The organism is Rubrimonas sp. (assembly GCF_036788415.1).
Classification (GTDB): Bacteria; Pseudomonadota; Alphaproteobacteria; order Rhodobacterales; family Rhodobacteraceae; genus Rubrimonas.
The window spans coordinates 1-25,051 of sequence record NZ_DAIQNN010000045.1 but is presented as its reverse complement, the minus strand read 5'-3'; the positions used below and the strand labels follow the sequence as shown (position 1 = coordinate 25,051).

27 protein-coding genes are annotated in these 25,051 nt (G+C 72.6%); 14 read left to right on the top strand and 13 right to left on the bottom strand.

Features of this window, described 5'->3' with window-relative positions:
• The 10 genes from V7Q31_RS11425 to glpX all read left to right on the top strand — a co-directional run.
• Positions 1-1,320, top strand: a 1,320-nt coding sequence (locus V7Q31_RS11425; RefSeq protein ID WP_333833985.1) for a methylmalonyl-CoA mutase family protein, incomplete at its 5' end; no start/stop codon positions are given.
• Between the two features lie 306 nt (positions 1,321-1,626).
• A complete protein-coding gene (locus V7Q31_RS11420) occupies positions 1,627-3,228 on the top strand; it encodes an ArnT family glycosyltransferase (RefSeq protein ID WP_333833984.1) in 1,602 nt (533 codons plus the stop codon).
• Positions 3,218-4,051, top strand: coding sequence for a phosphatase PAP2 family protein (locus V7Q31_RS11415; RefSeq protein WP_333833983.1), 834 nt, complete (start codon positions 3,218-3,220; stop codon positions 4,049-4,051). The genes V7Q31_RS11420 and V7Q31_RS11415 overlap by 11 nt, the downstream gene beginning before the upstream one ends.
• Positions 4,005-4,793 carry a glycosyltransferase family 2 protein gene (locus V7Q31_RS11410; RefSeq protein WP_333833982.1) on the top strand — a complete coding sequence of 263 codons (789 nt, stop codon included), beginning with the start codon at positions 4,005-4,007 and terminating at the stop codon, positions 4,791-4,793. The genes V7Q31_RS11415 and V7Q31_RS11410 overlap by 47 nt, the downstream gene beginning before the upstream one ends.
• A complete protein-coding gene (locus tag V7Q31_RS11405) occupies positions 4,786-5,109 on the top strand; it encodes a lipid-A-disaccharide synthase N-terminal domain-containing protein (RefSeq protein ID WP_333833981.1) in 324 nt (107 codons plus the stop codon). The genes V7Q31_RS11410 and V7Q31_RS11405 overlap by 8 nt, the downstream gene beginning before the upstream one ends.
• Positions 5,078-6,505: an ArnT family glycosyltransferase gene (locus tag V7Q31_RS11400; protein ID WP_333833980.1), complete on the top strand. Its 1,428-nt coding sequence runs from the start codon at positions 5,078-5,080 to the stop codon at positions 6,503-6,505. Before V7Q31_RS11405 ends, V7Q31_RS11400 begins: the two co-directional genes overlap by 32 nt.
• Position 6,506: 1 nt before the next feature.
• Positions 6,507-7,421, top strand: a complete 915-nt coding sequence (locus V7Q31_RS11395) for a phosphatase PAP2 family protein (RefSeq protein ID WP_333833979.1) — start codon at positions 6,507-6,509, stop codon at positions 7,419-7,421.
• Positions 7,422-7,575: 154 nt separating this feature from the next.
• On the top strand, positions 7,576-8,814 hold the full coding sequence (locus V7Q31_RS11390; RefSeq protein ID WP_333833978.1) for an LL-diaminopimelate aminotransferase: 1,239 nt from the start codon (positions 7,576-7,578) through the stop codon (positions 8,812-8,814).
• Entirely contained in the window at positions 8,811-10,097 is a 1,287-nt protein-coding gene (locus V7Q31_RS11385; protein ID WP_333833977.1) for a homoserine dehydrogenase, read from the top strand. The genes V7Q31_RS11390 and V7Q31_RS11385 overlap by 4 nt, the downstream gene beginning before the upstream one ends.
• A gap of 50 nt (positions 10,098-10,147) precedes the next feature.
• The gene (glpX, locus tag V7Q31_RS11380; RefSeq protein WP_333833976.1) at positions 10,148-11,125 is read left to right on the top strand and encodes a class II fructose-bisphosphatase; all 978 of its coding nucleotides are present in this window, start codon (positions 10,148-10,150) and stop codon (positions 11,123-11,125) included.
• Between the two features lie 37 nt (positions 11,126-11,162).
• Here the strand turns inward: glpX and V7Q31_RS11375 are convergent, their stop codons facing one another.
• Positions 11,163-11,858, bottom strand: coding sequence for a metal-dependent hydrolase (locus V7Q31_RS11375; protein ID WP_333833975.1), 696 nt, complete (start codon positions 11,856-11,858; stop codon positions 11,163-11,165).
• Between the two features lie 113 nt (positions 11,859-11,971).
• Between V7Q31_RS11375 and V7Q31_RS11370 the strand changes: the two genes are divergently transcribed.
• Together V7Q31_RS11370 and gatC are read left to right on the top strand one after the other, a co-directional pair.
• On the top strand, positions 11,972-12,655 hold the full coding sequence (locus V7Q31_RS11370; RefSeq protein WP_333833974.1) for a ceramidase domain-containing protein: 684 nt from the start codon (positions 11,972-11,974) through the stop codon (positions 12,653-12,655).
• A 4-nt stretch (positions 12,656-12,659) separates the two neighbouring features.
• On the top strand, positions 12,660-12,947 hold the full coding sequence (gene gatC, locus V7Q31_RS11365) for an Asp-tRNA(Asn)/Glu-tRNA(Gln) amidotransferase subunit GatC (RefSeq protein ID WP_333833973.1): 288 nt from the start codon (positions 12,660-12,662) through the stop codon (positions 12,945-12,947).
• A 255-nt stretch (positions 12,948-13,202) separates the two neighbouring features.
• On the opposite strand, the gene pheS is transcribed toward gatC, so the two are convergent.
• From pheS to V7Q31_RS11345, 4 genes are all read right to left on the bottom strand, one after another.
• Positions 13,203-14,270 carry a phenylalanine--tRNA ligase subunit alpha gene (gene pheS, locus V7Q31_RS11360; protein WP_333833986.1) on the bottom strand — a complete coding sequence of 356 codons (1,068 nt, stop codon included), beginning with the start codon at positions 14,268-14,270 and terminating at the stop codon, positions 13,203-13,205.
• Positions 14,271-14,352: 82 nt separating this feature from the next.
• Entirely contained in the window at positions 14,353-15,108 is a 756-nt protein-coding gene (locus V7Q31_RS11355; RefSeq protein ID WP_333833972.1) for a hypothetical protein, read from the bottom strand.
• The gene (locus V7Q31_RS11350) at positions 15,105-15,602 is read right to left on the bottom strand and encodes an RNA polymerase sigma factor (RefSeq protein WP_333833971.1); all 498 of its coding nucleotides are present in this window, start codon (positions 15,600-15,602) and stop codon (positions 15,105-15,107) included. Before V7Q31_RS11350 ends, V7Q31_RS11355 begins: the two co-directional genes overlap by 4 nt.
• 73 nt (positions 15,603-15,675) lie before the next feature.
• Positions 15,676-16,383: a hypothetical protein gene (locus V7Q31_RS11345; RefSeq protein ID WP_333833970.1), complete on the bottom strand. Its 708-nt coding sequence runs from the start codon at positions 16,381-16,383 to the stop codon at positions 15,676-15,678.
• Between the two features lie 63 nt (positions 16,384-16,446).
• On the opposite strand from V7Q31_RS11345, the gene V7Q31_RS11340 reads away from it, so the two are divergent.
• Entirely contained in the window at positions 16,447-17,223 is a 777-nt protein-coding gene (locus tag V7Q31_RS11340; RefSeq protein ID WP_333833969.1) for a S8 family serine peptidase, read from the top strand.
• A gap of 12 nt (positions 17,224-17,235) precedes the next feature.
• On the opposite strand, the gene pth is transcribed toward V7Q31_RS11340, so the two are convergent.
• Both pth and V7Q31_RS11330 read right to left on the bottom strand, forming a co-directional pair.
• Entirely contained in the window at positions 17,236-17,970 is a 735-nt protein-coding gene (gene pth, locus V7Q31_RS11335; RefSeq protein WP_333833968.1) for an aminoacyl-tRNA hydrolase, read from the bottom strand.
• Between the two features lie 109 nt (positions 17,971-18,079).
• On the bottom strand, positions 18,080-18,685 hold the full coding sequence (locus tag V7Q31_RS11330) for a 50S ribosomal protein L25/general stress protein Ctc (RefSeq protein WP_333833967.1): 606 nt from the start codon (positions 18,683-18,685) through the stop codon (positions 18,080-18,082).
• Positions 18,686-18,935: 250 nt separating this feature from the next.
• Here V7Q31_RS11330 and V7Q31_RS11325 point away from each other — a divergent pair, with 250 nt between their 5' ends.
• Complete coding sequence (locus V7Q31_RS11325; RefSeq protein WP_333833966.1) at positions 18,936-19,406, top strand: cell wall hydrolase; 471 nt, start codon at positions 18,936-18,938, stop codon at positions 19,404-19,406.
• A gap of 24 nt (positions 19,407-19,430) precedes the next feature.
• On the opposite strand, the gene V7Q31_RS11320 is transcribed toward V7Q31_RS11325, so the two are convergent.
• From V7Q31_RS11320 to V7Q31_RS11295, 6 genes are all read right to left on the bottom strand, one after another.
• Positions 19,431-20,576, bottom strand: a complete 1,146-nt coding sequence (locus tag V7Q31_RS11320; protein ID WP_333833965.1) for a protein-glutamate methylesterase/protein-glutamine glutaminase — start codon at positions 20,574-20,576, stop codon at positions 19,431-19,433.
• Positions 20,573-21,475 carry a CheR family methyltransferase gene (locus V7Q31_RS11315; RefSeq protein ID WP_333833964.1) on the bottom strand — a complete coding sequence of 301 codons (903 nt, stop codon included), beginning with the start codon at positions 21,473-21,475 and terminating at the stop codon, positions 20,573-20,575. Before V7Q31_RS11315 ends, V7Q31_RS11320 begins: the two co-directional genes overlap by 4 nt.
• A 31-nt stretch (positions 21,476-21,506) precedes the next feature.
• The gene (locus tag V7Q31_RS11310) at positions 21,507-21,983 is read right to left on the bottom strand and encodes a chemotaxis protein CheW (protein ID WP_333833963.1); all 477 of its coding nucleotides are present in this window, start codon (positions 21,981-21,983) and stop codon (positions 21,507-21,509) included.
• 7 nt (positions 21,984-21,990) lie between these two features.
• Complete coding sequence (locus V7Q31_RS11305) at positions 21,991-23,670, bottom strand: methyl-accepting chemotaxis protein (protein WP_333833962.1); 1,680 nt, start codon at positions 23,668-23,670, stop codon at positions 21,991-21,993.
• Between the two features lie 169 nt (positions 23,671-23,839).
• Positions 23,840-24,310, bottom strand: a complete 471-nt coding sequence (locus tag V7Q31_RS11300) for a chemotaxis protein CheW (RefSeq protein ID WP_333833961.1) — start codon at positions 24,308-24,310, stop codon at positions 23,840-23,842.
• A partial coding sequence (locus tag V7Q31_RS11295; protein ID WP_333833960.1) for a chemotaxis protein CheA occupies positions 24,307-25,051 on the bottom strand: 745 nt, incomplete at its 5' end. The genes V7Q31_RS11300 and V7Q31_RS11295, both read right to left, overlap by 4 nt.

The window sequence follows — 25,051 nt, the reverse complement described above, 5'->3', positions numbered from 1 at the left end:
AACGCCGGCATCCGCTTCGTGACCGAGATGTGCAAGATGCGCGCCTTCGTCGATCTGTGGGACGAAATCTGCGAGACGCGCTACGGCGTGACCGACCCGAAGCTGCGCCGCTTCCGCTACGGCGTGCAGGTCAACAGCCTCGGCCTGACCGAGCAGCAGCCGGAGAACAACGTCTATCGCATCCTGATCGAGGCGATGGCGGTGACGCTGAGCAAACGGGCGCGGTGCCGCGCGCTCCAGCTGCCCGCCTGGAACGAGGCGCTCGGGCTGCCGCGCCCCTGGGATCAGCAATGGTCGCTGCGGCTCCAGCAGGTTCTGGCCTATGAGACGGACCTTCTGGAATACGACGACCTTTTCGACGGCAACCCGGCGGTGGAGCGCAAGGTCGAGGCGCTGAAGGCCGGCGCGCGCGAGGAACTGGCGCGCATCGACGCGATGGGCGGGGCGGTCGCGGCCATCGACCACATGAAGGGCGCGCTGGTCGAGAGCAATTCGCGCCGGCTGCGCGGGATCGAAACCGGCGAGACGGTGGTGGTGGGCGTCAACAAGTTCACCACGACCGAACCCTCGCCGCTCACCGCCAATGAAGGCGGCGTGATGACGGTCGACCCCGCCGTCGAGGCCGAGCAGATCGGGCGTCTCGAAGCGTGGCGCGCGGCGCGCGACCCGCAGGCGGTCGCGGCGGCCATCGCGGCGCTGAAGGAGGCGGCGCGGACGGGCGCCAACATCATGCCGCCCTCGATCGCGGCGGCGAAGGCGGGCGTGACGACGGGCGAATGGGGCGCGGCGATGCGCGAGGCGTTCGGCGAGTATCGCGCGCCGACCGGCGTCGGCAAGGCGGCGAATGCGGCGGCGGAAGGGCTCGACGCGCTGCGGGCCGAAGTCGAGGCGGTGTCGCGGCGGCTGGGGCGGCGGGTGAAGTTCCTCGTCGGCAAGCCGGGGCTCGACGGCCATTCCAACGGCGCCGAGCAGATCGCCGTGCGCGCGCGCGATTGCGGGATGGAAGTCGTCTATGAGGGCATCCGCCTGACGCCTGCGCAGATCGTCAACGCGGCCCTCGAGGAGGGCGTGCATGTGGTGGGGCTGTCGATCCTGTCGGGCTCGCATCTTCCGCTGATCAAGGACGTCATGGAGCGGATGCGGGCGGCGGGGCTCGACGACGTGCCGGTCGTGGCGGGCGGGATCATCCCCGACGCCGACGCCGAGACCCTCAAGGGCTACGGCGTCGCGCGGGTCTACACGCCGAAGGATTTCGAGCTGAACAAGATCATGGCCGACATCGTGGCGCTGGTCGCGCAGGAGAGCCGCGAGGCGGCCTGAGCGACCCCCGCCCAAGGCGCGGACGGCGCGCTGGACGATCGAAAGCCGCAGGCGGGGGCAGGCGCGGCTTCGGCGCGCGCCGGCCCAAAAAGCCGCCGAGCTGACCGTGTCACGGCGCCTCCGCCGTGGCGGACGGTCGGTTTTTCATAGAACCTTCGCACAACCGCAAAAAATCTGACGATCCTCCGTTATAGGGAAGCGAGGTCTGGGAAAGGCCTTCGCATGACTTCAGCCCATCTGCAGCCGTCGCGCCGAGATTGGACGGAAGGCGCGCTCGCTCAGATCGGGTCGAGGAGCGAAGGGCTGATGGTCGGCGCGGCGTTCCTGCTGGCCTTGCTGCTCTTTCTGCCGGGTCAGTGGACCTTGCCGGTCACGGATCGCGACGAGGCGCGCTTCGCGCAGGCGAGCCGGCAGATACTGGAGACCGGCGACCTGATCGACATCCGCTTCCAGGAGACGGCGCGGCACAAGAAGCCGGCGCTGGCCTACTGGGCTCAGGCCGGAACGGCGTCGCTGGCCGGCGGGGCCGAGGCGGCGATCGGCGCATTCCGCGCGCCGTCCTGGATCGCGGCCGCGGGGGCGGTCGCGCTGACTTTCTGGGCGGGACTCGCCCTCGTGGGACGGCCCGCCGCGATGCTGGCCGGCGCCGGGCTCGCCTGCGTCGCGCTTCTGGCGGTCGAGGCGCGCCTCGCCAAGACCGACGCGCTGCTGTTGCTGGCCTGCGTGGCGGCGCTCGGGGCGCTCGCGCGCATCCAGTCCGGCGGGGGCGACGCGCGTCGCTGGGCCCTGCTGCTCTGGCTGGCGGTCGGGGCGGGGCTGCTGATCAAGGGTCCGATCATTCTGATCCCGATCGCCGGGGGGCTGGCGGGGGCGGCCCTCGCCGCGCGATCCTGGGCGCCGATCCGCGCGGCGGTTCCGCTCTGGGGTCCGGCGCTCGCGCTCGCGCTCGCCGCGCCGTGGCTGATCGCGATCACGCTCGTCTCCGACGGCGCTTTCTGGACGGAGAGCGTGGGGCGGGACCTGCTCGCCAAGGCGGCGTCCGGGCAGGAGTCGCATGGCGCGCCGCCCGGATATCACACGCTGGTCGCGTTCGCCGCCTTCTGGCCGTGGGCGATCCTTCTGCCAGTCGCGGCGCCGCTGGTCTGGCGGGCGCGCGCGCGCCCCGAAACGGCGCTGCTGCTGGGATGGGTCGCGGCGACGTGGCTGGTGTTCGAACTCGTGCCGACCAAGCTGCCCCATTACACGCTGCCGGCCTATCCGGCGCTGGCGCTGCTGCTCGCCGCCGCGGCGGTCGAGGGGCTTCCGGCGCCCGCGCGCGGCTGGCGCGGGGCGATGGTCGCGCTCTGGGCGCTCCCGGCGGCGGCGCTGGCGGGGGCGGCGACGCTCGGGCCATGGGCGATCGTGGGCGCGCCCTCGGCCGGAGGTCTGGCGCTGGGGCTGGCGACGCTCGCGGCCGCTCTGGTCGCCGGGCGCGCGCTGTGGGACTGGCGGCTCGCGGTCTTCGCGCCGGCGGCGGCGGTGTCGGCGGCGCTCGGGGCGACCGCCGTGCTCCATTTCGCCCTGCCTGCGCTGAGCGTCGCCTTCCCCGCCCCGGCGATGGCGGCGGAGACGGCGCGCTGGCGTTGCGGCGACGCCCGACCCGTGGCCCTGACCGGCTATCGCGAGCCGAGCGCGGTGTTCCATCTCGGGACGGACACCCTCCTGACCGACGGGCCCGGCGCGGCGCAGGCCGTGGCCGAGGGGCGCGCGGGGCTCGCCTGGATCGACGCGCGCGCGCGCGACATCTTCCTCGCCGCATATCCCGACGCGGCGTCTCGGGCGCAACTCGACGCCTTCAACTACTCCAACGGGCGCCGCGTCTCGCTGACCCTGTACGATGCGCGGGAAGGAGGGGTCTGTGCGCGGTGATGCGACGTCATTCGGCGCGACGGACGTCGATGCGCGGGCGCTGGCGTTGGCCGTGCTCGGTTCGGCCTGGCTCTTCGCGTTCACTTTTCTCGACCCGCTCGTCCTCGCCTATTTCCGCGCAGCCGATCCCGAGCTTGTGGGGTTCTGGCGTTGGGCGACCGGCGTCGGCGACAGCGGGTGGATGATGGCGTCCTGCGCGGCGGTCGGGCTTGCGGCGCATGTCGCCGCGCGCGGGCCGCGCCCTGTCGCCGACGCCCCCCCTGCGCGTCCGCGACGGGCCGCGCGCGCGCTGCGCCGTCGGGCGCTGTTCGCGTTGGGCTGCGTGGCCGGGCTCGGGACGCTCGCCGCGATCCTCAAGATGACGATCGGGCGGGCGCGGCCCAAGCTCGCAGAGACGCTCGGCGCCTATCATTTCGAACCGCTGGCCTTCGACTACAAGCTCAACAGCCTGCCCTCGGGCCATGCGGCGACGCTCTTCGCGCTGGCGGCGGCGCTGGCGCTCATCGCCCCGCGCTGGCGACCGGTCTTCTACGGCGTCGCGCTCTGGGGGGCGGTCAGCCGCACAGGGGCGGGCGCCCATTACCTGTCGGACGTGATCGCCGGGGGCGCGCTCGGCCATTACGTGACGCGGGCGCTGGCCCGCGCCGCCGCGGCCCGCGATCTGCCGGTTGCGTTCGCCGATGCGCCAGCCGAGGGTCGAGCGGCCCTGCGCGCCGCGCGCGTGCTCGCCGCCGCCGCCGCGCGCCGAGCGACGTCCTGGATCAAGGAGGCCCCGCATGCGCTCCACAACGCCGTTGTTCGCCGTCGTCGCGCCGATGCGTGACGAAGCCGAGGCCGTCGCGTCCCTCGTCGCGGAGATCGGCGCCGCCTGCGCCCCGATCGGCCCCTTCGAGGCGATCTTCGTCGACGACGGCTCGACCGACGCGACCGCGGCGGCGATCGCCGCGGCGCAGGCGGCGCATCCGTGGCTGCGGACGGTGCGCCACGCGCGCAGCTTCGGCCAGTCCGCCTCGGTCGCGACGGGGGTGCGCGCGGCGGAGGCGCCGATCGTCGTCACGCTCGACGGCGACGGGCAGAACCCGCCGGCGGACATCCCCGCGCTGATCGCGCACTTTCTCGCCGAAGATCGCCCGCCCTCGCTCGGGCTCGTCTGCGGCGTGCGCGCGCGCCGGCGCGACAGCGCGGCCAAGCGCCTCGCCTCGCGCATCGGCAACGCCCTGCGGCGCGCCCTGCTGCGCGACGGCTCGCCGGACACCGGCTGCGGGCTGAAGGCGTTTCCGCGCGCGGCCTTCCTCGACCTGCCGATCTTCGACCACATGCACCGCTTCCTGCCGGCGTTGTTCCTCGCCGACGGCTGGACCGTGCGGCATGTCCCGGTCGGTCATCGCCCGCGCGCGGCGGGACGGTCGAAATACGGGCAGATCGACCGCACGCTGGTCGGGGCGCTCGACCTGTTCGGCGTCTGGTGGCTGCTGCGCCGGCGCCGCCGCTCGGCGCCCGCCCGCCGCGCGCACCCCCCGGCGCATGCGCGCGGCGCCGTCGCGATCGGGACCGCCCATGGCTGACCAGCTTCCCGCCCTGTTCGCCTTCCTCGGCGTCGAGGACATGACCGAGTTCCTCTGGGTCGTCGTCGGCCTCGGCGGCCAGCTCGTGTTCAGCGCGCGCTTCCTGCTGCAATGGGCGGCCTCGGAGCGCGCCGGCCGCTCGGTGGTCCCCGTCGCCTTCTGGTGGCTGTCGATCGCCGGGGCGGCGGTGCTGCTGGCCTACGCCATCCATCGCGCCGATCCGGTGTTCATCCTCGGCCAGTCGATGGGCTTCGCGATCTACGCCCGGAACCTTTGGTTGATCCATGCAGAGAAGCGCAACCTTCGCGCCGGCTGACGCCGCGCCCGCGCCGCTCGCCCTGCTGGCGGCGGTCGCCGCAGGGGTCGCGGCGCTGCGCCTCGCGCTGCTCGCGCTGAACGGAACCGAACTCTTCGTCGACGAGGCGCAGTACTGGGCGTGGAGCCGCGAGCCGGCCTGGGGCTATTTCTCCAAGCCGCCGCTGATCGCCTGGACCATCGGGGCGACGACCGCGCTCGGCGGGGCGGCGGACCCGTTCTGGGTGCGGGCGGCCTCGCCCGTGCTGCAGTCGCTCGCGGCGGTGGCGGTGGGGGCGCTCGGCGCGCATGTCCTCGGCGGCCGCGTCGGGCTGCTGGCCGGGCTCGCCTGGCTGACGATGCCGGGCGTCGCCTTCGGCGCGCAGCTGATCTCGACGGACACGGTCATGCTGGCGCCGCTGGCGCTCGCGATCCTGTTCTGGGTGCGCGCCGTCGAACGCCCCTCCGCGGCGACCGCGCTCGCCGCCGGCGCCTTCCTCGGCGTCGCCGCGCTCGGCAAATACGCGGCGCTCTATGCGGTGCTCTGCGCGCTGCTCTGGGCGGCAGCGGAGCGCGCCGGCCGCCCCCGCGTCCGCGACGCGGCGATCGCGCTCGGGGCTGCGGCGGCGGCGCTGGCCCCGAACCTGATCTGGAACTTCGCGCATTCGGGGGCGACGCTGGCGCACACCCTCGACAATGCGGGCGTCTCGACGGGGCTGCGCCCGCTGGCGCTGCTCGAATTTCTCGGGGCGCAGTTCGGGGTGATGGGGCCGCTCCTCTTCGCGGCGTGGCTTTCGGCGGTGTGGCGGGCGCCGCGCGGGCCGCTGGTCTGGTTCTCGGCGCCGATCATGGCGCTGGTGGCGTTGCAGGCGCTGCGCGCCGGCGCGAACGCGAACTGGGCGGCCGCCGCCTTCGTCGCGGCGACGCCGCTCGCCGCAGCGGAGCTCGCGCGCTGGGGGCGCCGGGCGCTGGCCGCCTCCTTCGCGTTCGGGACGGCGGCGTCGGTCCTGCTGCCGCTTGCCGCGCTCGCGCCGGAGGCGATTCCCGGTCCGAAGGGCCGGCCCGCCTTCGCCCGCGTCCTCGGTCAGAGCGCCTACGCCGAGGAGGTCGCCGCCGTCGCCCGCGCGGAAGGGGCGGGGCTGATCCTCGCCGACAATCGCGCCCTGCTGGCCGCGCTGACGCACGGGCTGCGCGACAGCCCCGTCGCGGTCGCCGCCGCGCCCCGCGGCGGCCCGCCGCGGCATGGCTGGGACCTCGCCGAGACGCCGCCCGACGCGCAGGGCGCGACGCTGTGGGCGACGCTCGGGGATCCGGGAGCGCCGCCTCCGGGATGGGCCGCAGCCGTGGCGCTGCCCCCGCCGGCGCCCCGGCCCTTCATGGGCGCGCGGGAGCCGGCCCTGCATCGGCTGGAGCGCTGAGATGACCCGCGAGAGCGCCCCCGATCTGCTGTTCTGGCGCCTCGCGACGCTGCTCAGCACGCTCGGCTTCGGGGCGCTCGCGCTGTTCGTCGCGGTTCCCGAGCTCGACCTCTGGGCGGCGGGGGTTTTCCATGACGGAGCCGGTTTTCCGTTGCGCTCCGATCCGGCGGTCGCGGCGCTTCGATCGGTCTACAAGCTGGTCTTCGTCGCCTTCTGCGTCTTCGTCGCTCTGATGGCCTTGCTGAGACTTCTCGCGCCCCATGGCTGGCGCACCCCCGCGCGGCTGTGGCTGTTCTTCTGCGCCCTGTTGGCCACAGGCCCCGGCCTCATCGCCAACGCGCTGTTCAAGGAGCATTGGGGGCGGGCGCGGCCCGACGCGGTGACGGTCTTCGGCGGCGCCAATCCGATGACGCCGCCTTTCGCCATCGGCGAGGGATGCGCGACCAACTGCTCTTTCGTTTCGGGCGAGGGGGCGGCTGCGGCGGCGCTGGCCTTCGGGCTTCTGGCGGCGCTCTGGCCGGCGCTGACGGCGGGCCGGGCGCGCGCGGTCGCCGTCGGCGCGGCGGCGCTGTGGCTGCTCGGGGCGGCGCTGATCCGGATGGCCCCGGGCAAGCATTTCCTCAGCGACACGATATTCGCCTTCATCCTGATGGGATTGACCACTGTCGGGCTCTACAGGGCGTTCGGACTGGGGCGCTTGCGCGACGCGGCGACGGCGCGCGCGGCGGCGCAGGATTCGGCGCGCGCCGGGTCGCTCCTGTTCGACGCGGCGCGACTGGCCTGGAGCCGCATCGAGCGCCTGACCGTCCGGGCGCCGGTTCGAGACTTCGCATCGACCGTCGGAGCGCGCCTCGGCGCGGCGCGGCCTTTCCGCGAGACCGCTTCCGGCATGCCGCGCCGGTCGCTCGGCGACTGAACCGTCCGACCGGGGGGCGTATCGCTCCGACGCCGGGGGAGACGCCTCGCGCGGACCCCGAAGTCTCGCGCGCGCGCCCCGTGCTTGGCGCGGCGGCGGCGCGGCCCTATAAGCGGCCTCGTCGAGCAGGCCGTGAAGAGGGGGCGGAACGCGCATGGCCGAGGAATTCCACCGCATCAAACGTCTGCCGCCCTATGTCTTCGCCGAGGTCAACCGGCTGAAGGCGGAGTACCGCGCGCAGGGCGTGGACGTGATCGATTTCGGGATGGGCAATCCCGACATGGATACGCCGTCCCACATCGTCGAGAAGATGATCGAGACGGTGCGCAAGCCGAGGACGCACCGCTATTCCGCCTCCAAGGGCATCGCCGGGCTGCGCCGCGCGCAGGCGGCCTATTACCAGCGGCGTTTCGGCGTGACGCTGAACCCCGAAACCGAAGTCATCGCGACGCTCGGCTCCAAGGAGGGGCTCGCCAACCTCGCCATGGCGATCACCGCGCCGGGCGACGTGATCCTGTCGCCGAACCCGTCCTATCCGATCCACCCCTACGGCTTCATGATCGCGGGCGCGGCGCTGCGCCACATCCCGGCGCTGCACGAGGGCCGCTTCGACCCCGACGCGTACATGCGCTCGCTCGACCGCGCGGTGCATCATTCGGTGCCCAAGCCGTTGGTCGCCATCGTCAGCTTCCCGTCGAATCCGACGGCGCAGATTTGCGACCTCGATTTCTACGCCGAGCTGGTGCGCTGGGCGCGCAAGAACGAGATCTTCGTGCTGTCCGACCTCGCCTACGCCGAGATCTATTTCGAGGGCGACCCGCCGCCCTCGATCCTGCAGATCGAGGGGGCGAAGGAGGTGGCGGTCGAGTTCACCTCGATGTCCAAGACCTACTCGATGCCCGGCTGGCGGATGGGCTTCGCCGTGGGCAATCCGCGGCTGATCGCGGCGCTGGCGCGCATCAAATCCTATCTCGACTACGGCGCCTTCACCCCGGTGCAGGTGGCCGCCGCCGCCGCCCTGAACGGTCCGCAGGATTGCGTCGCCGAGATCCGCGGCGTCTACAAGGCGCGCCGCGACGTGCTGGTGAAGGCGATGGCGGAGGCCGGCTGGCCGATCCCCTCGCCGCCCGCCACCATGTTCGCCTGGGCGCCGATTCCCGAGGCCTTCGCGCGGCTCGGCTCGATGGAGTTCGCCAAGCTCCTGCTGACCGAGGCTCAGGTCGCCGTCGCGCCGGGCGTGGGGTTCGGCGAATATGGCGAGGGCTATGTGCGGATCGGGTTGGTCGAGAACGAGCAGCGCATCCGGCAGGCGGCGCGCGGCGTGAAGAAGCTGCTCGGGCGCGCCGGCGAGATCATGGCGCGCTACGACAATCTGCCCGAGGCCGCCGAATGAACGCAGAGCCTCTGAAGGTCGGGCTTGCAGGGCTCGGGACCGTCGGCGCGGGCGTGGCGCAGCTTCTCGCGCGCAACGCGGCGCTGATCGCGGCGCGGGCGGGGCGGCCCATAGAGGTGCGCGCCGTCAGCGCGCGCAACCGGGGCCGCGACCGCGGCGTGGACCTGTCCGCCTGCGCCTGGGAGGACGACCCGGTGGCGCTGGCGCGGCGGGCCGATCTCGACGTGGTGGTCGAGGCCATCGGCGGCGCGAACGGCCCGGCGCGGGCGGCCTGCGAGGCGGCGATCGCGGGCGGGCGGCATCTGGCGACGGCCAACAAGGCGCTGCTCGCCCATCACGGACTCGCCCTCGCTTCGGCGGCGGAGGCGGCGGGCGTCGCCCTGCGCTTCGAGGCGGCGGTGGCCGGCGGCATCCCCATCGTCAAGGCGCTGGGCGAGGGGCTGGCGGGCAACGCGGTCTCCCGCGTCTACGGCGTTCTGAACGGCACCTGCAACTACATCCTGACCGAGATGGAGCGCTCGGGCCGCGACTACGCGCCGGTGCTGGCCGAGGCGCAGGCCAAGGGCTACGCCGAGGCCGATCCGAGCTTCGACGTCGGCGGGATCGACGCGGCGCACAAGCTCGCCCTGCTCGCCACGCTCGCCTTCGGCTGCGATCCCGATTTCGACGGGGTGAGCGTCGAGGGGATCGAGCGCGTCGCGCTCGCCGACATCTCCCATGCCGGCGCGATGGGCTACCGGGTGAAGCTGCTCGGCGTCGCGCGGCGGGTCGGCGAGGCGGTCGAGCGCGCGGTGCGGCCTTGCCTCGTGCGGGCGGGCTCGGCAATCGGCCAGCTCGACGGCGTGACCAACGCCGTGGTGGTCGAAGGCGACGCGGTCGGCGCGGCGGTGTTCGAAGGCCCCGGCGCCGGCGCCGGCCCGACCGCCTCGGCCATCGTCGCCGACCTGATCGACATCGCCCGCGGCGCGCGCGGCCCGGCCTTCGGCGTCCCCGCCGCCAGCCTCGCGCAGGCGCCGCGCGCCGTCGAGCCGACCGCGCCCTTCTATCTGCGCTTCCGCCTGCAGGACCGCCCCGGCGCGCTGGGCGAGGTCGCGCGCGATCTCGGGGCGGAGGGCGTGTCGATCCGCGCGATGCGCCAGGACGACGAGCGCGACGCCGGCGCCACGGTCGTCATCCTCACCCATGCCTGCGCGCGCGCGGCGCTCGACCGCGCGCTCGCCGCCATCTCCGCGAGCCCGGTCAGCCTCGCCGCGCCCGTCGCGCTCGCCATCGAGGACGTCTGAGTTCCGCCCCTCTCCATCCCGCCCCCATTCACAGCCCGCAGGAGTTGTCCATGACCGCCGATCCCATCCAGGAGCTTGAATTCAAGGACCGCATGCTGTCGCTCGGTCTTGCGCGCGTGTCGGAGGCGGCGGCGATCGCGGCGGCGCATCTCGTCGGCCATGGCGACGAGAAGCAGGCCGATCAGGCGGCGGTCGACGCGATGCGCAAGCAACTCGACCTGCTCGACATCAAGGGCACGGTGGTGATCGGCGAAGGCGAGCGCGACGAGGCGCCGATGCTCTATATCGGCGAGGAAGTCGGGTCCGGCGAAGGCCCCGAAGTCGACATCGCCCTCGACCCGCTCGAAGGCACGACGCTGACCGCCAAGGCGATGCCGAACGCCATGACGGTGATCGCGATGGGGCCGCGCGGCTCGATGCTGCACGCCCCCGACGTCTACATGTGGAAAGTCGCGATCGGACCGGGCTATCCCGAAGGGGTCGTCGATCTCGACATGGACCCCGCCGAGGCCGTGCGCGCTCTGGCGAAGTCGAAGGGCTGCCCGCCGCGCGACATCACCGTCTGCATCCTCGAACGCCCGCGCCATGCCGAGATCATCGACAAGGTCCGCGCCACCGGCGCCGCGATCCACCTCATCACCGACGGCGACGTGGCCGGGGTGATCCATTGCGCCGCCTCCGACCACACCGGGATCGACATGTACATGGGCGCGGGCGGCGCGCCGGAGGGTGTGCTCGCCGCCGCCGCGCTGAAATGCATGGGCGGGCAGTTTCAGGGGCGGCTCTGGTTCCGCAACCATGAGGAGAAGGAGCGCGCCCACCGCGCCGGCATAACCGATCTCGGCAAGAAGTACGTCCTCGGCGATCTGGTGACCGCCGACGTGATCTTCGCGGCGACCGGCGTCACCGACGGCTCGATCCTCAAGGGCGCCCGCCGCCACGGGGCCTATCTCGAGACCGAGACCCTGCTGATGCGCTCCAAGAGCGGCTCTGTGCGCCGGATCACCTATCGCCAGAAAAACCAGTAACGCCCGAAGCGCTCTGAGGCCGCGCAGGCGCGCGGCCTCAGAGTTCGACCGTCTCCATCACCTCCGGGGCGACCACTTTCGTCGGGGCGGCGAGCGTCGCGAACTCCTCCGCCGACTGCGCCAGCAGCGGGAACGTGCGGTAGTGGCAGGGGATCGCGGCGCGGAAGCTGAAGAACTTGCGGCAGGCGAAGGCGGCGCGGGCGGCGTCCATCGTGAAATGGCCGCCAATGGGCAGGATGCCGAGATCGGGGCGGTGCAACTCCTGCACCAGCGCCATGTCGGAATGCACGTCGGTGTCGCCGGCGACGTAGAGCGTCGTCCCGCCGCCCGCGATCACGAAACCGGTCTCGGAGCCGACGCAGACGGGGCGCTCCCCGTCCGAGGCGCTCGCCGAATGGGTCGCATGCACCATCGTGACCCGCGCCTCGCCCAGCGCGATGGTCCCGCCCTTGTTGAAGCCGACGCCCTCGACATCCGAGGCGCCCGAGGTCAGCCAGCTCACCAGATCGTAGACGCCGCAGATCGGGGCCTTCGCGGCGCGGGCGATCTCGACGGCGTTTCCGGCGTGGTCGAAATGGCCATGCGTGAGCAGGATCGCCGTGGCGCCGGCGATGGCCTCGTCGAAGCGCGCCTCGTCGAAGGCCGGATTGCCGCGCAGCCACGGATCCACCAGCAGGATCTGCCCCGCCGTCTCGATGCGGAAACCGGAATGGCCGAGCCAGGTGATCTTCATCGCCGCCTCCTTCGCAAGCCTCGCCCCGAACATTCCGAATCGCGGCGCGCGCCGCAAGGCTCGCATCGCGCCTCCGCGCGCTCTATCTGGGCGGGGTGACAAGAGGAGGCGTCATGGACTGGTTCCGCCCCGTCGACATCTATTGCGAGCGCACCGATCCCGGCTTCTGGGCCGAGCCGGTCAACGCGCTGACCAATCTGGCGTTCTTTCTCGCGGCCTTCGTCGGCTGGTTCGCCGCGAAGCGGGCCGGGCGTCTGGACCGCTGGACCTGGACGCTGATCGTCCTCGTCGCGCTGGTCGGGCTGGGGTCGGGCCTGTTCCACACCTTCGCGCAGCGTTGGTCGGGCGCGGCGGACGTGCTCGCGATCCTGCTCTTCATCGTCGCCTATCTGGGGCTCGCGCTGTGGCGCTATTTCGGGGCGCGCCCGGCGGAGGCGGCGGCGGGCGCGGTGGCGTTCCTGTTCTTTTCCTCGGGCGTGCGCAGCGCCGCGGCGGCGACCTTTCCGCCCGCGCTCCAGCCCGCGACCGGATATCTGCCGGCGCTGGTCGCGCTCGCCGCCTGCGGCGCGCTGCTGATGCTGCGGCGCCACCCCGTGGGCGTCTGGCTGCTGGCGGCGGCGGGGCTCTTCGTGGCCTCGCTGACGTTCCGGGCGCTCGACATGCCGCTGTGCGACGTCTTCCCGATGGGCACGCATTTCATGTGGCATGTCCTGAACGGGACATTGCTCGGCGTGCTGCTGGTGGCGTATGTGCGGCATGGAGGGGGCGACGAGGTCGCCCGACCGCAAGGGAGCTGACGCGATGGCGGTGGACCGGGACACGACGCGCCGGGTGGCGCATCTGGCGCGCATCCGCGTCGAGGAGGACCAGCTCGACGCGCTGGCGGGCGAGCTGTCGCGCATCCTCGCCTTCGCCGAACAGCTCGGCGAACTCGACGTCGAGGGCGTCGAGCCGATGACCTCCGTCACGCCGATGCGGCTGAAGCGCCGCGCCGACGTGGTGACCGACGGCAACCGCCGCGACGACGTGCTGGCGAACGCCCCGGAGACGCGTGACGGGTTTTTCGTGGTGCCGAAAGTGGTGGAGTGAACGGCGGCGCTGCGCGGAAACCGGCCATTTGCGGAGGGTCTCCGCTCGTCTCTTGGTCCGTGCGACCAGCACGGACCGCGCCCTCCCTCCCCCAAGGGAGGGCGCATTGCAACGGTTCAAGTAGCTGAACGCGAGAAGTACTTGGCGCCATAAACCGCGTAGCTCAGAAGTTCCGAAGCGCCCACCCGAGGGAGGGCGCGGTCCTCAGCGCCCATGCCGAACTTGCGCTTCCCACCCAAGGCCGCCCTCGCCCCCTCAGCGCGTCAGCCCCGCATGGGCGCTCGGCCCCTCCAGCGCGCTGAAGCCGTAATGGCGCAGCCAGCGCAGATCGCTGTCGAAGAAGGCGCGCAGGTCGGGGATGCCGTATTTCAGCATCGCGATCCGGTCGATTCCCATGCCGAAGGCGAAGCCCTGCCACTGGTCGGGGTCGATCCCGCCCGCGCGCAGGACCTTGGGGTGGATCATCCCCGAGCCGAGGATCTCGAGCCAGTCGTCGCCCTCGCCGATCTTCAGCACGCCGCCGGTCCATGAACAGCGGATGTCCACTTCCGCCGATGGCTCGGTGAAGGGGAAATGCGAGGCGCGGAAGCGCAGCTCCACCCCCTCGACCTCGAAGAAGGCGCGGCAGAACTCCTCGAGCACCCATTTCAGGTTCGCCATCGAGATCGCGCGGTCGATCGCGAGCCCTTCGACCTGATGGAACATCGGCGTGTGGGTCTGGTCGTAATCCGAGCGATAGACGCGCCCCGGGCAGATGAAGCGGCAGGGCGCGCCCTCTTCCAGCATCCCCCGGATCTGCACCGGCGAGGTGTGGGTGCGCAGCACATGGCGCGTCCCGTCGGCCTTTGGGGCCATGTAGAACGTGTCCATCTCGGTGCGCGAGGGATGCTCGGGCGGGATGTTGAGCGCGTCGAAATTGTGCCAGTCGTCCTCGATCTGCGGGCCTTCCTTCACCCCGAAGCCCATCGCGGCGAAGATCGTCGCGACCTCCTCGGTCACCTGGCTGATCGGATGGATCGTTCCCGCGAGACGCGGGCGCGGCGGCAGAGTGACGTCGAGCCATTCCGCCGCGAGACGCTCGGCGAGCGCCGCGTCGCCGAGCGCGGCCTTGCGGGCGGCGAGCGCGGCGTTGACCTCGTCCTTGAGCGCGTTCAGCGCGGGGCCGGCCGTCTGGCGCTCCTCCGGGCTCATCCGCCCGAGTTCACGCATCAGCAGCGAGACTTCGCCCTTCTTGCCGAGCGCGGCGAGCCGCACGGCCTCCAGCGCCGCCTCGTCGTCCGCGTCGGCGATCGCGGCGAGATGCTTCGCGCGCAGTTGCTCCAGCCCGTCCATCGCGGCGTCTCCCCCTGTCCGTCGCGGCGGGGGATAGCATGCGCCGCGGCGGATGCAAGGGCGGGGCGGGCGCTTAACGCCAGCCCGACCCGATGCGCGACGCCTCCTGCTCGGGCGACAGGGCGGGTCCCGCCCCGAGCGCGTCGAGCGCCGCGCCGATGGCGTCGAGCGCCGCGCCCGAAGCGGGCGCATAGCCGCCGTCCGTCGTCTCGCCCTCGGCGGCCTGCGCGAGCGTCAGCACCCGCCAGCCCTCGGCGCTGCGGCAGGCCAGCCCCATCGCCTCGACGGACGCGCCGGCGCCCAGCGTTTCGAACTCGCGGCAGGCGCCGCCGGGGGTCTCGAAGCTCGCGAGCAGCCGCAGCGCGCCCTGCTCCGCGCCGCTCGGCGCCGTCTCGAGGGCCGCCTGCGCGGCTTCGGGCGCGAGCCCCACGCCGAGCGCGGCCTGCGCGACCTGCGGGGCTTGCGGCGACGGGCCGAACAGCGCCCCGCCAACGCCCAGCCCGATCAGGAGCGCGACGGACGCCGCCAGCGCGGCGGGCGCCCATGTCCTCGGCGCGCGTCGCGCGGCGGGCGTCAGCGTCGCCACCTTGCCCGGCGCGCCGAGGAGCGCGGCGCGCATCGGCGCGGGCGCGGGCTCCTCCAGCGGCGCGGCGAAGGCGTCGCGCAGCAGCGCGTTCATCGCGCGCAGTTCTTCGGCGCGCGCGCGCGCCGCGGGATCGGCGTCGAGGATCGCCGCGATCCGCGCGGCTTCGACGGCGTCGAGTTCGCCGTCCACGAAGGCCGCGATCTCCTGTTCGGTCCAGTCCATGTCCTCGCGCGCGTCGCTCATGCCGCGTCCTCCATCAAGGCCGACAGCCGCGCGCGGGCGCGCGACAACCGGCTCATCACCGTGCCGACGGGGACGCCGAGAACCTCCGCGGCGTCCTTGTAGGAGAGCCCCTCGACCGCCACCAGCGCCAGCGCCTCGCGCTGCTCCTCCGGCAGTTCGGCCATGCGCGCGCGCACCCGCTCCAGCGTCAGCCGCGCCATCGCCGCCTGCGCGCCGACCCCGCCATCCGACAGCGCCTCGAGCGTCTCGGGGTCCGAGACCGAGGGCCGCCGCGCGCGGAACCGGGCGCGGTCGATCCAGCCCGTGCGCAGGATGCGGAACATCCAGGCGTCGAGCCGCGTGCCGGGCTGATACTGGTCGAGTGCGCCGAGCGCCTTGACGCAGGCCGCCTGCACCAGATCGTCGCCCTCGTCGCGCGAACCGGTCAGCGCCCATGCGAAGCGCCGCAGCCGCGGGATCAGGACGACCAGCTCGGCCTTGACGTCGTCGGCCATCGGGTGACTTCTCCTTCCGTCCAGCGCCGGGGAAACGCGCGGCGCGAACTTCTATTCCCGCTGCGGGAAGAAATCAGCCCTGCGCGCGTTCTCCTCCCGATCGCTGCGAACACGGAGGCCCGGACCGATGCGACTGCTTCTCATCCTCGCGCTGATGGCGACGCTTTCGCCGCTCGACGACCGACTCGACTGGTCGCCCCCGGCCGCGCTCGCGGACGACGACGACGACGGTGGCGACGACGATGGCGACGACGACGGTGGCGACGACGACGGTGGCGGAGACGACGGGGACGATGATGGCGACGACGACGACGGGGACGATGACGGCGACGACGACGACGACGACGGGGACGATGACGGCGACGATGATGACGATGATGACGATGATGATGATGATGATGATGACGATGACGATGACGATGACGATGACGATGACGATGACGATGACGATGACGACGACGACGACGACGACGACGACGACGAGCGCGGCGGCTCGCTGCGCGACACGGCGTTCGGTCGGCTGATCGAGGACGTCTTCGGCGGCGCGAGCCGCGGAGACGACGCGAACGAGCGCCTCGCGCGCGAACTCGTCGCCTTCGACCTCGACGCGGGCGACCGGGCCGCCCTCGCCAATCTCGGCTTCTTCGTGATCGAGACGACGACGCTCGGCGGCCTCGGCGCGACGCTGTCGCGGCTGCGCGCCCCGCAGGGCCTGTCGCTCGACGACGCGCTGGCCGCGGCGCGCGGGGCCGCTCCGGGCGCCACGCTCGACTTCAACCATCTCTACCGCTCGGGCGGCGAAGTCTGCCCCGGCGGCGTCTGCTGGGGCGTGGAGCTTGTGCGGTTGAGCGCGGGCGGTTCGGACGCCTGCGCGCGCGGCGCGCCCGTGGCCATCGTCGACACCGCCGTCGATCCGCGGCATCCGACGCTGCGGGGCGCGCGGATCGAGCGGAGGTCCTTCCTCGCCGACGACGTCGCCAGCGCGGCCCCGGACCACGGAACGGCGGTCGCGGCGCTGCTGGTCGGACGCGCGTCGCCGCTCGCGCCCGGCGCGCGGCTGCTCGCCGCCGAAGCGGTGGGCCGGCGCGGCGACGCGACGCGCGCCGACGCGGCCTCTGTCGTGCGCGCGCTCGACTGGGCGGTGGCCGGGCGGGCGCGGGCGATCGGCCTCAGCCTCGCCGGACCGCCCAATCTGCTGCTCGAGCGCGCGACGCAAGTGGCGGCGCGCAGGGCCAATCTGCTCGCCGCCGCCGGCAATGACGGTCCGCGGGCCCGCCCAGCCTATCCTGCGGCCTATCCTTCGGTGACGGCGGTGGCGGCGGTCGACGCGCGCAAGCGGGCCTGGCGCGGCGGCACGCGCGGCGCCTATGTCGAGGTCGCCGCCCCCGGCGTCGACGTCGCCTCCGCCGCCGGCGACGGCGGCGTCCGGGCCTGGACCGGGACGAGCTTCGCCGTGCCCTTCGCGATGGCCGCGATGCTGCGCGCGCGCGCCGAGACCGGCGGAGACCCCGAAGCGGCGCGCGCGCTGCTCGCCCGCACCGCCGAAGATGTCGGGCCTCCGGGGCGCGACGACGCCACCGGACACGGCGTCGTGCGCGCGCCAGGGGGGCGCTGCTACTGAGGGGCCCGCCGGTCAGTCGCGCCGGAAGCGCTCGAGGAGGCTCTGCAGCGGCGAGCGCGCAGGCGCGGCGTCCGGCGACGGCTCCGCGACCGGCGCTGCTGCGTCGGACGGGGCGGCGTCGGACGGGACGGCGTCGGACGGGGCTGGGCGCGCGGGCTTCGCCGGCTGGGGCTTGCGCGGCGGCGCGGTGCGCAGGGCGACGCGGTTCTGAAAGCCCGCCGCGTCGCCATGGGCGAGCATCGGCGCGGCCTCGGCGATCGCGGCGAGCAGGGGCTCCAGCCAGTCGCCGTCCGCCTTGGCGAAGGGATGCAGCACATAGTCGGCGACCAGCGCCTTGTCGCCGGGATGGCCGATGCCGATCCGCACCCGGGCGAAATCCGGCCCGATATGCTGATGCAGCGAGCGCAGCCCGTTATGGCCGGCATGGCCGCCGCCGAGCTTCACCCGCAGCTTGCCGGGGGCGAGGTCGAGCTCGTCATGGAACACGGTCGCCTCGCCCGGCGCGATCTTGTGGAAGCGCATCGCCGCCGCGACCGACTGGCCGGAGAGGTTCATGTAGGTCTCGGGCTTGAGAATGAGCGCGCGCTCTGACCCCAGCCGGCCCTCGCGCAACCGGCCCTGGAACTTCGCGCGCTCCGGGCCGAAGCCATGCGCCTCGGCGATGGCGTCGACCGCCATCCAGCCGACATTGTGGCGGGTGCCGGCGTAGCGCGCGCCCGGGTTGCCGAGGCCCACCAGCAGCTTCATCGCGGCTCTCCGTCGCTCCAGACAGCATGCGGCCCGGCGCGCAACGCGCGCGCCGGGCCGAGGGTCGCATCGCCCGAAGGCGTCTGTCGGGCCCGCTTTCAGGCCATGGTCACGCCTCTGCGGCGGCTTCTTCCTCGTCGGCCACCATGCCCGAGGGCGTGGCGATGCTGGCGATCACGAAGTCGCGATCCGCGATCACCGGGGTCACGCCCGCGGGCAGCGAAATCGCCGAGATCTTGAACACCTCGCCGAGCTTGCCCTCGGCCAGGTCGAGCTCGATGTGGTCGGGAATGGCGCCGGCGCGCACCCACAGCTCGACGTCGTGGCGCGTTACGTTGAGCGTGCCGCCGCGCTTGATGCCCGGGCAAGTCTCGACATTGAGGAACTCGACCGGAACGTGCAGCTTGATCCGCGAACTCTCGGTCAGCCGCAGGAAATCGACATGGGTCGGCAGATCCTTGACCACGTCGCGCTGCACGGCCTTGCACACGACGCGGTTGTCCACGCCGTCGACCCGCACATTGTGCAGGCTCGACATGAACTTGCCTTTCTTGAGCAGCTTGAGCAGCTCGTTGAACTTCATGTTGATCGCCTGCGGGGCCTCGCCGCCGCCATAGATCACGCCTGGCACGAGTCCATTGCGTCGCGCAGACCGGGCGGCCCCCTTGCCCGTCCCCTCGCGCGCCGTGGCCTCGAGCGTCGTCGTCTCGCCCATCGGGTCGCTCCTTCGGAAGATGCGGACGCCCTCCAGGGGTGGCGCGCCGCGGGAAAGCCGGGCAACTAGCGCGAATCGGGCGGTTTGGGAAGGGGCCGCGGCCCCGGGCGGCCCTCGGCGGGCCCCGCCACCCGCGCGGCGACGAACAGTCCGCAGCTGTCCTTGCGGCGACGAGACCACACGGCGCGCGCGACATTCTCACGAAGAGTTCAGTTTGACTTGAAGTCCCGTCGCTGCGATAGCCTCCGGCATGCCAGTTGTAGCCGCATCATACATTCTCGCTGCTTCGCTCGCTCTGGGCGCCGCCGAGATCCCCTCCGAGAGCCGGAACGCCGACCCGTCCGAAGTCGCCTGTCTCGCGCTCAACGTCTATCACGAAGCGCGCGGCGAAAGCGCGAAGGGGCAGGCGGCGGTGGCGCATGTCACCCTCAACCGCGTCCGCAGCGCCCGCTATCCCGACCGGGTCTGCGAAGTGGTGACCCAGAAATGGAGCGGCGTCTGCCAGTTCTCCTGGTATTGCGACCGCCGCTCGGATCAGCCGCTCGACATGGCCGCCTTCGACAAATCGATGCGCGTCGCGCTCGACGTGGTGAGCGGGCGACGCGCGGACCCGACGGGCGGCGCGACCTATTTCATCGCGCGCAGCATCGCCGAGCCGGACTGGGCGCAGCGCCTGACCCGCACTGTGAGCATCGACGGGCACCACTTCTATCGGCGCTGATCGCGCCGACAAGGTCCGCCTCGCTCAGCCGATGCGCGCCGCGCAGCCGAGCAGCGACGCGGCGACCCGGTCGAGCGGCAGGACGATCTCGACGCCGCCGCGGGCGATCGCCTCCTTGGGCATGCCGAACACGACGCAGCTCGCCTCGTCCTGGGCGATGGTCGTCGCGCCCATCTGGCGCATCTCGCGCAGCCCGACCGCGCCGTCGTCTCCCATGCCGGTCAGGATCGCGCCGACCGCGTTCGGCCCGGCGACCTGCGCCGCGGAGCGGAACAGGACGTCCACCGACGGGCGGTGGCGCGAGACGGGCGGGCCGTCGACCAGCGCGACCGCATAACCCCGACCCGACCGCCGCAGTGCGAGATGGCGGTCGCCAGGCGCGATGAGCGCGAGGCCGCGGCGCATCTGGTCGCCATCCGCCGCCTCCCGCACCTCGATCGCGCAGAGCCCGTCGAGCCGACGCGCGAAAGCGGCGGTGAAGCCCGCCGGCATGTGCTGGACGACGGCGATCGCCGGCGCGTCGGGCGGCAGCGCGGTCAGCACGTCGCGCAGCGCCTCGGTGCCGCCGGTCGAGGCGCCGATCACGATCACCGGGTCGGTGCGCGGCATCCGGGCGATGGCGCGCTGATGGTCGACGTCGCGCGCCGGGGGCAGGACCGCGTCGGCGGTGAGCTTGGGCGCGACCGGGCTCGCCCGGGGGGCCGACGCCGCCGGCCCGGCGCGCAGATTGGACAGCCGGGCCATCGACGCCGCGCGGATCGCCGCGCGAATGCGCTGGGCGCTGTCGCGCAACCCCGCCGCGCTGCCCATCGCGGGCTTGCCGATCACCTCGACGGCGCCCGCCTCCAGCGCCCGCAACATCGCCTCCGAGCCTTTCTGGGTGTGGCTGGAGCAGATCACCACGGGCACCGGCCGCTGCGCCATGATCCGCCGCAGGAAGGTCAGCCCGTCCATGCGCGGCAGTTCGATGTCGAGCACGATCACGTCAGGCAGCGCGACGCGCATCTGCTCGATCGCCTCGTAGGGATCGCGGGCCGCGCCCATCAGCGCGAGGCCGGGATCGCCGCGGATCACCTCGGCCAAAGCGGCGCGCACGGCGGCGCTGTCGTCGACGACGAGCACCCGGATCGGCCCGGGATGCGGCGCGGCGCGGGGTGCGGCCCCTCTCATGGGTGGAGCTCCTTCTGGAAGACCGCCGGCGCGACGGCGCGCGCGGCGAAACCGCCGACCATGGTCTCGGCATGGCCGAGCAGCAGGTAGCCGCCGGGCCGCAGATGCGCGAGCACCTTGCGGATCACCGCCATCTGGTCGTCTCGATTGAAATAGATCAACACGTTGCGCAGGAACGCCACGTCGACGTCGTCGTCGACGGGATAGCGCGCATCCATCAGGTTCAGCTCGGCGAAGCGCGTGCGCGCGCGCAGCTCGGGCGCGATGCGCAGCTTGCCGCGCATCCGCGGGCTGCGCGCGGTCATCAGGAAACGCCGCAGCGGCTGCGGCGTCGGCGCGAGGAACTCCGCCGGATAGACCCCGAGCCGCGCCGTCTCGAGCACTTCCCCGCTCACATCGGTGCCGAGGACCGCGAAATCGAAGCTCGCGCCTTGGGAGACCATGTCGGCGAGCACCATCGCGACCGTATAGGCCTCCGCCCCGGTCGAGGCGGCGGCGCTCCAGACCTTGAGCTTCGGCCGCGCGCCGCGCCTGTGCGACAGGAGGTCGGGGACGATCCGGCGGCGCAGCAGGTCGAAATGGTCCGCCTCGCGGAAGAAGTCGGTCTTGTTGGTGGTCAGCGCGTCGATCAGCCCGGCCATCTCGCCGGCGAGGCCCCCTTCGTCGAGGAGGTGGCGGCAGTATTCCCGCAGGCCGGGCAGTCCGAGCGTGCGGGCGCGCTTGCGCAGGCGGCCTTCGACGGTGATCCGCTTGTCGGGGCCGAGCTGGAGCCCGATCGCGTCGCGGATGAGCGCCGAGACGCGCTGGTAGTCGCGCGGGCTCAGCCCGTCGGAGGGCGCGGGCGCGTGCGGCGCCGGGGCGACCGTGGCGCGCGGGCGGCTGCGGGGCTGGGGCGTCATGCGATGGCCTCCTCGCGGGCGCGCCCGCCGCTCAGATCGACGCGCCGGCGCCGAGCTCGCTCTCCACAAGCCGTTCGACGTCGAGCACCGTCACGAACGCGCCGTTCCGCCGTCCGATGCCCCGGATCGCCCCGCCGCATCCGGCCTCCTCGCCGCCGCCGGGCGCAGGGTCGAGCGCGTCGGCGTCCAGCGCCGTGACTTCGAAGACCCGGTCGGATTTCAGCCCGACCACCCGCCCGCCCTGCGGCCCGCCCCCGGCTCCCCCGAGCGTCAGCACGATCACCCGCGTGTGCACGCCGTCCTCGCCGCGCGGCACGCCGAGCAGGTCGCGCAGATCGAGCACCGGAACGCTGCGGCCCCGCACGTCGATCAGCCCCAGCAGGCTCGGCGCGCTGCGCGGCACATGCGCGATCGGCGCGAGGTCGAGGATCTCCTGCACCTGCGCCACCGGCGCGGCGAACAGGCCCTCGCCGGCGCCGATGGTGACGAACTGCTCCGCGCTCGCCATGGCGGCCTCACGCCGCCCTGCCCGAGGCGCGGGCGAACTCGGCGTCGAGCGCGTCCTCCTCGCGGTCGAGGTCGAATGAGAAGCCGTCCGACGCGCCGCCCCCGCGCATCCCGTGGCGGGCGGGCGCGGCGTGCGCCCGACCATGGGCTTTCGCCCTGGTCTTCGCCGGCCCGGCCCGTTGCGGCTCGCGCCCGTCGCCGCCGAGGTTGAAGTAGCCGATGGCGCTCTGGAGCTGTTCGGCCTGGCTCGACAGTTCGGCGGCGGTCGAGGACAACTCCTCGGAAGCGGCGGTGTTCTGCTGCGTGACCTTGTCGAGCTGCTGGATCGCCGAGTTGATCTGCATCGCCCCGGCGGTCTGCTCGCGCGCGGCGTTTGAGATTTCGGTCACCAGCTTCGCCGTGCGCTGGATATCGGGCACGAGCTTGCCCAGCATGTCGCCGGCGAGTTCCGCCGCCTTCACCGTGTCCGCCGACAGCGTCGAGATCTCCGCCGCCGCGCTCTGGCTGCGCTCGGCGAGCTTGCGCACCTCCGAGGCGACCACCGCGAAGCCGCGCCCGTGCTCGCCCGCGCGCGCCGCCTCGACCGCTGCGTTGAGCGCCAGCAGGTCGGTCTGGCGGGCGATCTCCTGCACGACGAGGATCTTCTCGGCGATGGTCTTCATCGCCGTCACGGCGCGCCCGACCGCCTGACCGCTGTCGGCGGCGGAGGACGCGCTCTGCCGGGCGATCCCCTCGGTCTCGGTCGCGTTGTCGGCGGTCTGGCTGATGGTGGCGGTCATCTGCTCCATCGAGGCCGAGGTCTGCTCGCTCGACGCCGCCTGCTCGGCCGCGCCTTCGGAGAGCTGTTCTGAGGTCGCCGAGAGCTGCTCGCCGCCCGCCGCCACATTGCGCGCCGCCGTGGTCACGTCGCCGACGACGCCGCGCAGACGCGCGGTCATCTCCTCGATGGTGCGCATCACGTCGCCGATCTCGTCGTTCGGCGCGTTCGAGGTCCGCGCGGTGAGGTCGCCGCGCGAGACCGCCGTGAGCGCCGCCTGCGCCGACGACAGCGCCCGGCTGATGCTGATCACGATCCAGAGCGCAGCGCCTGCGGCGAGGACCACCGCAGCGCCGAGGATCGCCATGACCCGCGTCACGCTGCTCTGGTACGCCGCCGCCGCCTGGTCATGCGCCATGTCCATCCGATGCGTGACGAGTTCGATCTCGTGATCGACGTCCTCCATCAGCTTGCGGAACACCTCGTTGGCGCGCGTGCGCGAAATCTGCGTCGCGCGGGCGGTGTTTCCCGCAGCGCTGGCGTCGAAAACCTCGTCATTCACCTCGATGAGTTCGAGATAATCCTTGCGGACCGCCTCGATGCCGCGCTGGCCCTCCTCGTCGACCAGCGTGACGATCTCGTCCATCATGCCGAGGGATTTCGCCCGGGAAGCCCCAACGGTGTCGCGGATCTCGCGCTTCTCGGCGAAGTCCTCCACGAGGATGTGGTCGCGGACGAGCCGCTGCACCTGCGCCATGTTGGTGGCGACCTGCTGCACGAGCACGGCGGCGCGGGCGTCGATCTTGGCGATCTGATGGATGTGGCCGTCCATCTCATTGAGCGCCCGCAGGGCGAGCAGCGTCGCGCCGCCGGACAGGGCGATCAAGAGCCCGAAGGCGACGGCGAGCTTGAGTTTCAGGGTCAGGCGCATCTGTTCGGCCTTTCGAAAGAGGCGACGGGTCCTTCGCGAAGGCCGGGCGCCGCAGGGAGATCGGGGAAACCGTCGCCGGCCCGGCGCGGACGCGACGGGCCGGAATGGACTGAACGGCGGCTCGGGACGGCGCTCGGGCCGCCCTGCGCGCTTCGGAGCGCGCGGCGCATCAGCCCCTCCGCTCGGCTGACGCAGACCCGCCTTCGGCGGCGCTTCGGCTGGCGAAGATGCGTTCGAGGTCGGGCAGGATGACGAACCTCCCCTCCCTCTGGCCAACGCCGCGCACGAAGGCCGGCGGCCAGCGCAGGCCGACTTTCGGCGCCGGCCCGATGTCCGCGGCGGCGAGGTCGGCGACGTCCTCGACCCGGTCGGCGAGCAGGCCCACCACCAGCGGCTCGCCCTCCACCACCGTGTCGAGCACGACGATGCGGGTGTCGGGGTCGACGTCGCGCCGCGCCATGCCGAAGATCACCCGGAAATCGGCGAGCGGCACGACCGAGCCGCGCACGTTGACGAGGCCTGCGACGAAGGCGGGCGCGTTCGGCACCCGCGTCACCGGGATCATGTCGAGGATCTCGCGCACATTCGCGGCCTCGATGGCGAAGAGCTCGTCGTCGAGCCTGAGCGTGACCGCTTTCATGCCGCCCTCCCCACGCAGTCCGCGACCATCCGCGCCTCGAGCTCCTGCCCGAACGCCACGAGATGCATCACGTCGAGGATGAGCGCCGCGGCGCCGTCGCCGAGGATCGTCGCGCCGGAGAAGATCTTGAGCCCGCTGTGCAGCCGCGAGAGTTGCTTGATGACCGCCTGGTTGGCGCCGATCACCTGATCGACCACCAGCCCGACCCGGCCCTCGCCCGAGGACACGACGACGATCTTCTGATGCGGATCGGGGGCGCCGGGTTCGGAAAACAGCTCGCGCAGGCTGAGATAAGGCAGCAGCCCGCCGCGGATGTCGATGAAGCGCCGGCCCGTGCCTTCGGGGTCGACATGGGCCGAGAACTCGACGCATTCCTCGACGGCGGCGAGCGGGATCACATAGCGTTCGACGCCGACGCGCACGAGCAGTCCCTCGATGATCGCCAGCGTCAGCGGCAGGCGCAGCGTGACCGATGCGCCCTCGCCCGGCGCCGAGGCGAGCTCGATGGCGCCGCGCAGCGACTCGATGGTGCGGCGCACCACATCCATCCCGACTCCGCGCCCCGACAGTTCGGTGACTTCTGCGCATGTCGAGAAGCCGGGGCGGAAGATCAGCTTCCAGACCTCCGGGTCGCTCAACGTCTCGTCGGTCGAGATCAGTCCGAGCGATTCGGCGCGCGCGCGGATGCGGTCGGTGTCGAAGCCCGCGCCGTCGTCCGACAGGGTGATGACGACTTCGGCC

Coding starts and splice junctions, on each gene's coding strand:
- V7Q31_RS11420 (WP_333833984.1), top strand. CDS start 1,627: ATGGTCGGCGCGGCGTTCCTGCTGGCCTTGCTGCTCTTTCTGCCGGGT.
- V7Q31_RS11410 (WP_333833982.1), top strand. CDS start 4,005: ATGCGCTCCACAACGCCGTTGTTCGCCGTCGTCGCGCCGATGCGTGAC.
- V7Q31_RS11405 (WP_333833981.1), top strand. CDS start 4,786: ATGGCTGACCAGCTTCCCGCCCTGTTCGCCTTCCTCGGCGTCGAGGAC.
- V7Q31_RS11400 (WP_333833980.1), top strand. CDS start 5,078: ATGCAGAGAAGCGCAACCTTCGCGCCGGCTGACGCCGCGCCCGCGCCG.
- V7Q31_RS11395 (WP_333833979.1), top strand. CDS start 6,507: ATGACCCGCGAGAGCGCCCCCGATCTGCTGTTCTGGCGCCTCGCGACG.
- V7Q31_RS11390 (WP_333833978.1), top strand. CDS start 7,576: ATGGCCGAGGAATTCCACCGCATCAAACGTCTGCCGCCCTATGTCTTC.
- V7Q31_RS11385 (WP_333833977.1), top strand. CDS start 8,811: ATGAACGCAGAGCCTCTGAAGGTCGGGCTTGCAGGGCTCGGGACCGTC.
- glpX (WP_333833976.1), top strand. CDS start 10,148: ATGACCGCCGATCCCATCCAGGAGCTTGAATTCAAGGACCGCATGCTG.
- V7Q31_RS11375 (WP_333833975.1), bottom strand. CDS start 11,858: ATGAAGATCACCTGGCTCGGCCATTCCGGTTTCCGCATCGAGACGGCG.
- V7Q31_RS11370 (WP_333833974.1), top strand. CDS start 11,972: ATGGACTGGTTCCGCCCCGTCGACATCTATTGCGAGCGCACCGATCCC.
- gatC (WP_333833973.1), top strand. CDS start 12,660: ATGGCGGTGGACCGGGACACGACGCGCCGGGTGGCGCATCTGGCGCGC.
- V7Q31_RS11355 (WP_333833972.1), bottom strand. CDS start 15,108: ATGAGCGACGCGCGCGAGGACATGGACTGGACCGAACAGGAGATCGCG.
- V7Q31_RS11350 (WP_333833971.1), bottom strand. CDS start 15,602: ATGGCCGACGACGTCAAGGCCGAGCTGGTCGTCCTGATCCCGCGGCTG.
- V7Q31_RS11345 (WP_333833970.1), bottom strand. CDS start 16,383: ATGGTTGAAGTCGAGCGTGGCGCCCGGAGCGGCCCCGCGCGCCGCGGC.
- pth (WP_333833968.1), bottom strand. CDS start 17,970: ATGAAGCTGCTGGTGGGCCTCGGCAACCCGGGCGCGCGCTACGCCGGC.
- V7Q31_RS11330 (WP_333833967.1), bottom strand. CDS start 18,685: ATGGGCGAGACGACGACGCTCGAGGCCACGGCGCGCGAGGGGACGGGC.
- V7Q31_RS11325 (WP_333833966.1), top strand. CDS start 18,936: ATGCCAGTTGTAGCCGCATCATACATTCTCGCTGCTTCGCTCGCTCTG.
- V7Q31_RS11320 (WP_333833965.1), bottom strand. CDS start 20,576: ATGAGAGGGGCCGCACCCCGCGCCGCGCCGCATCCCGGGCCGATCCGG.
- V7Q31_RS11315 (WP_333833964.1), bottom strand. CDS start 21,475: ATGACGCCCCAGCCCCGCAGCCGCCCGCGCGCCACGGTCGCCCCGGCG.
- V7Q31_RS11310 (WP_333833963.1), bottom strand. CDS start 21,983: ATGGCGAGCGCGGAGCAGTTCGTCACCATCGGCGCCGGCGAGGGCCTG.
- V7Q31_RS11305 (WP_333833962.1), bottom strand. CDS start 23,670: ATGCGCCTGACCCTGAAACTCAAGCTCGCCGTCGCCTTCGGGCTCTTG.
- V7Q31_RS11300 (WP_333833961.1), bottom strand. CDS start 24,310: ATGAAAGCGGTCACGCTCAGGCTCGACGACGAGCTCTTCGCCATCGAG.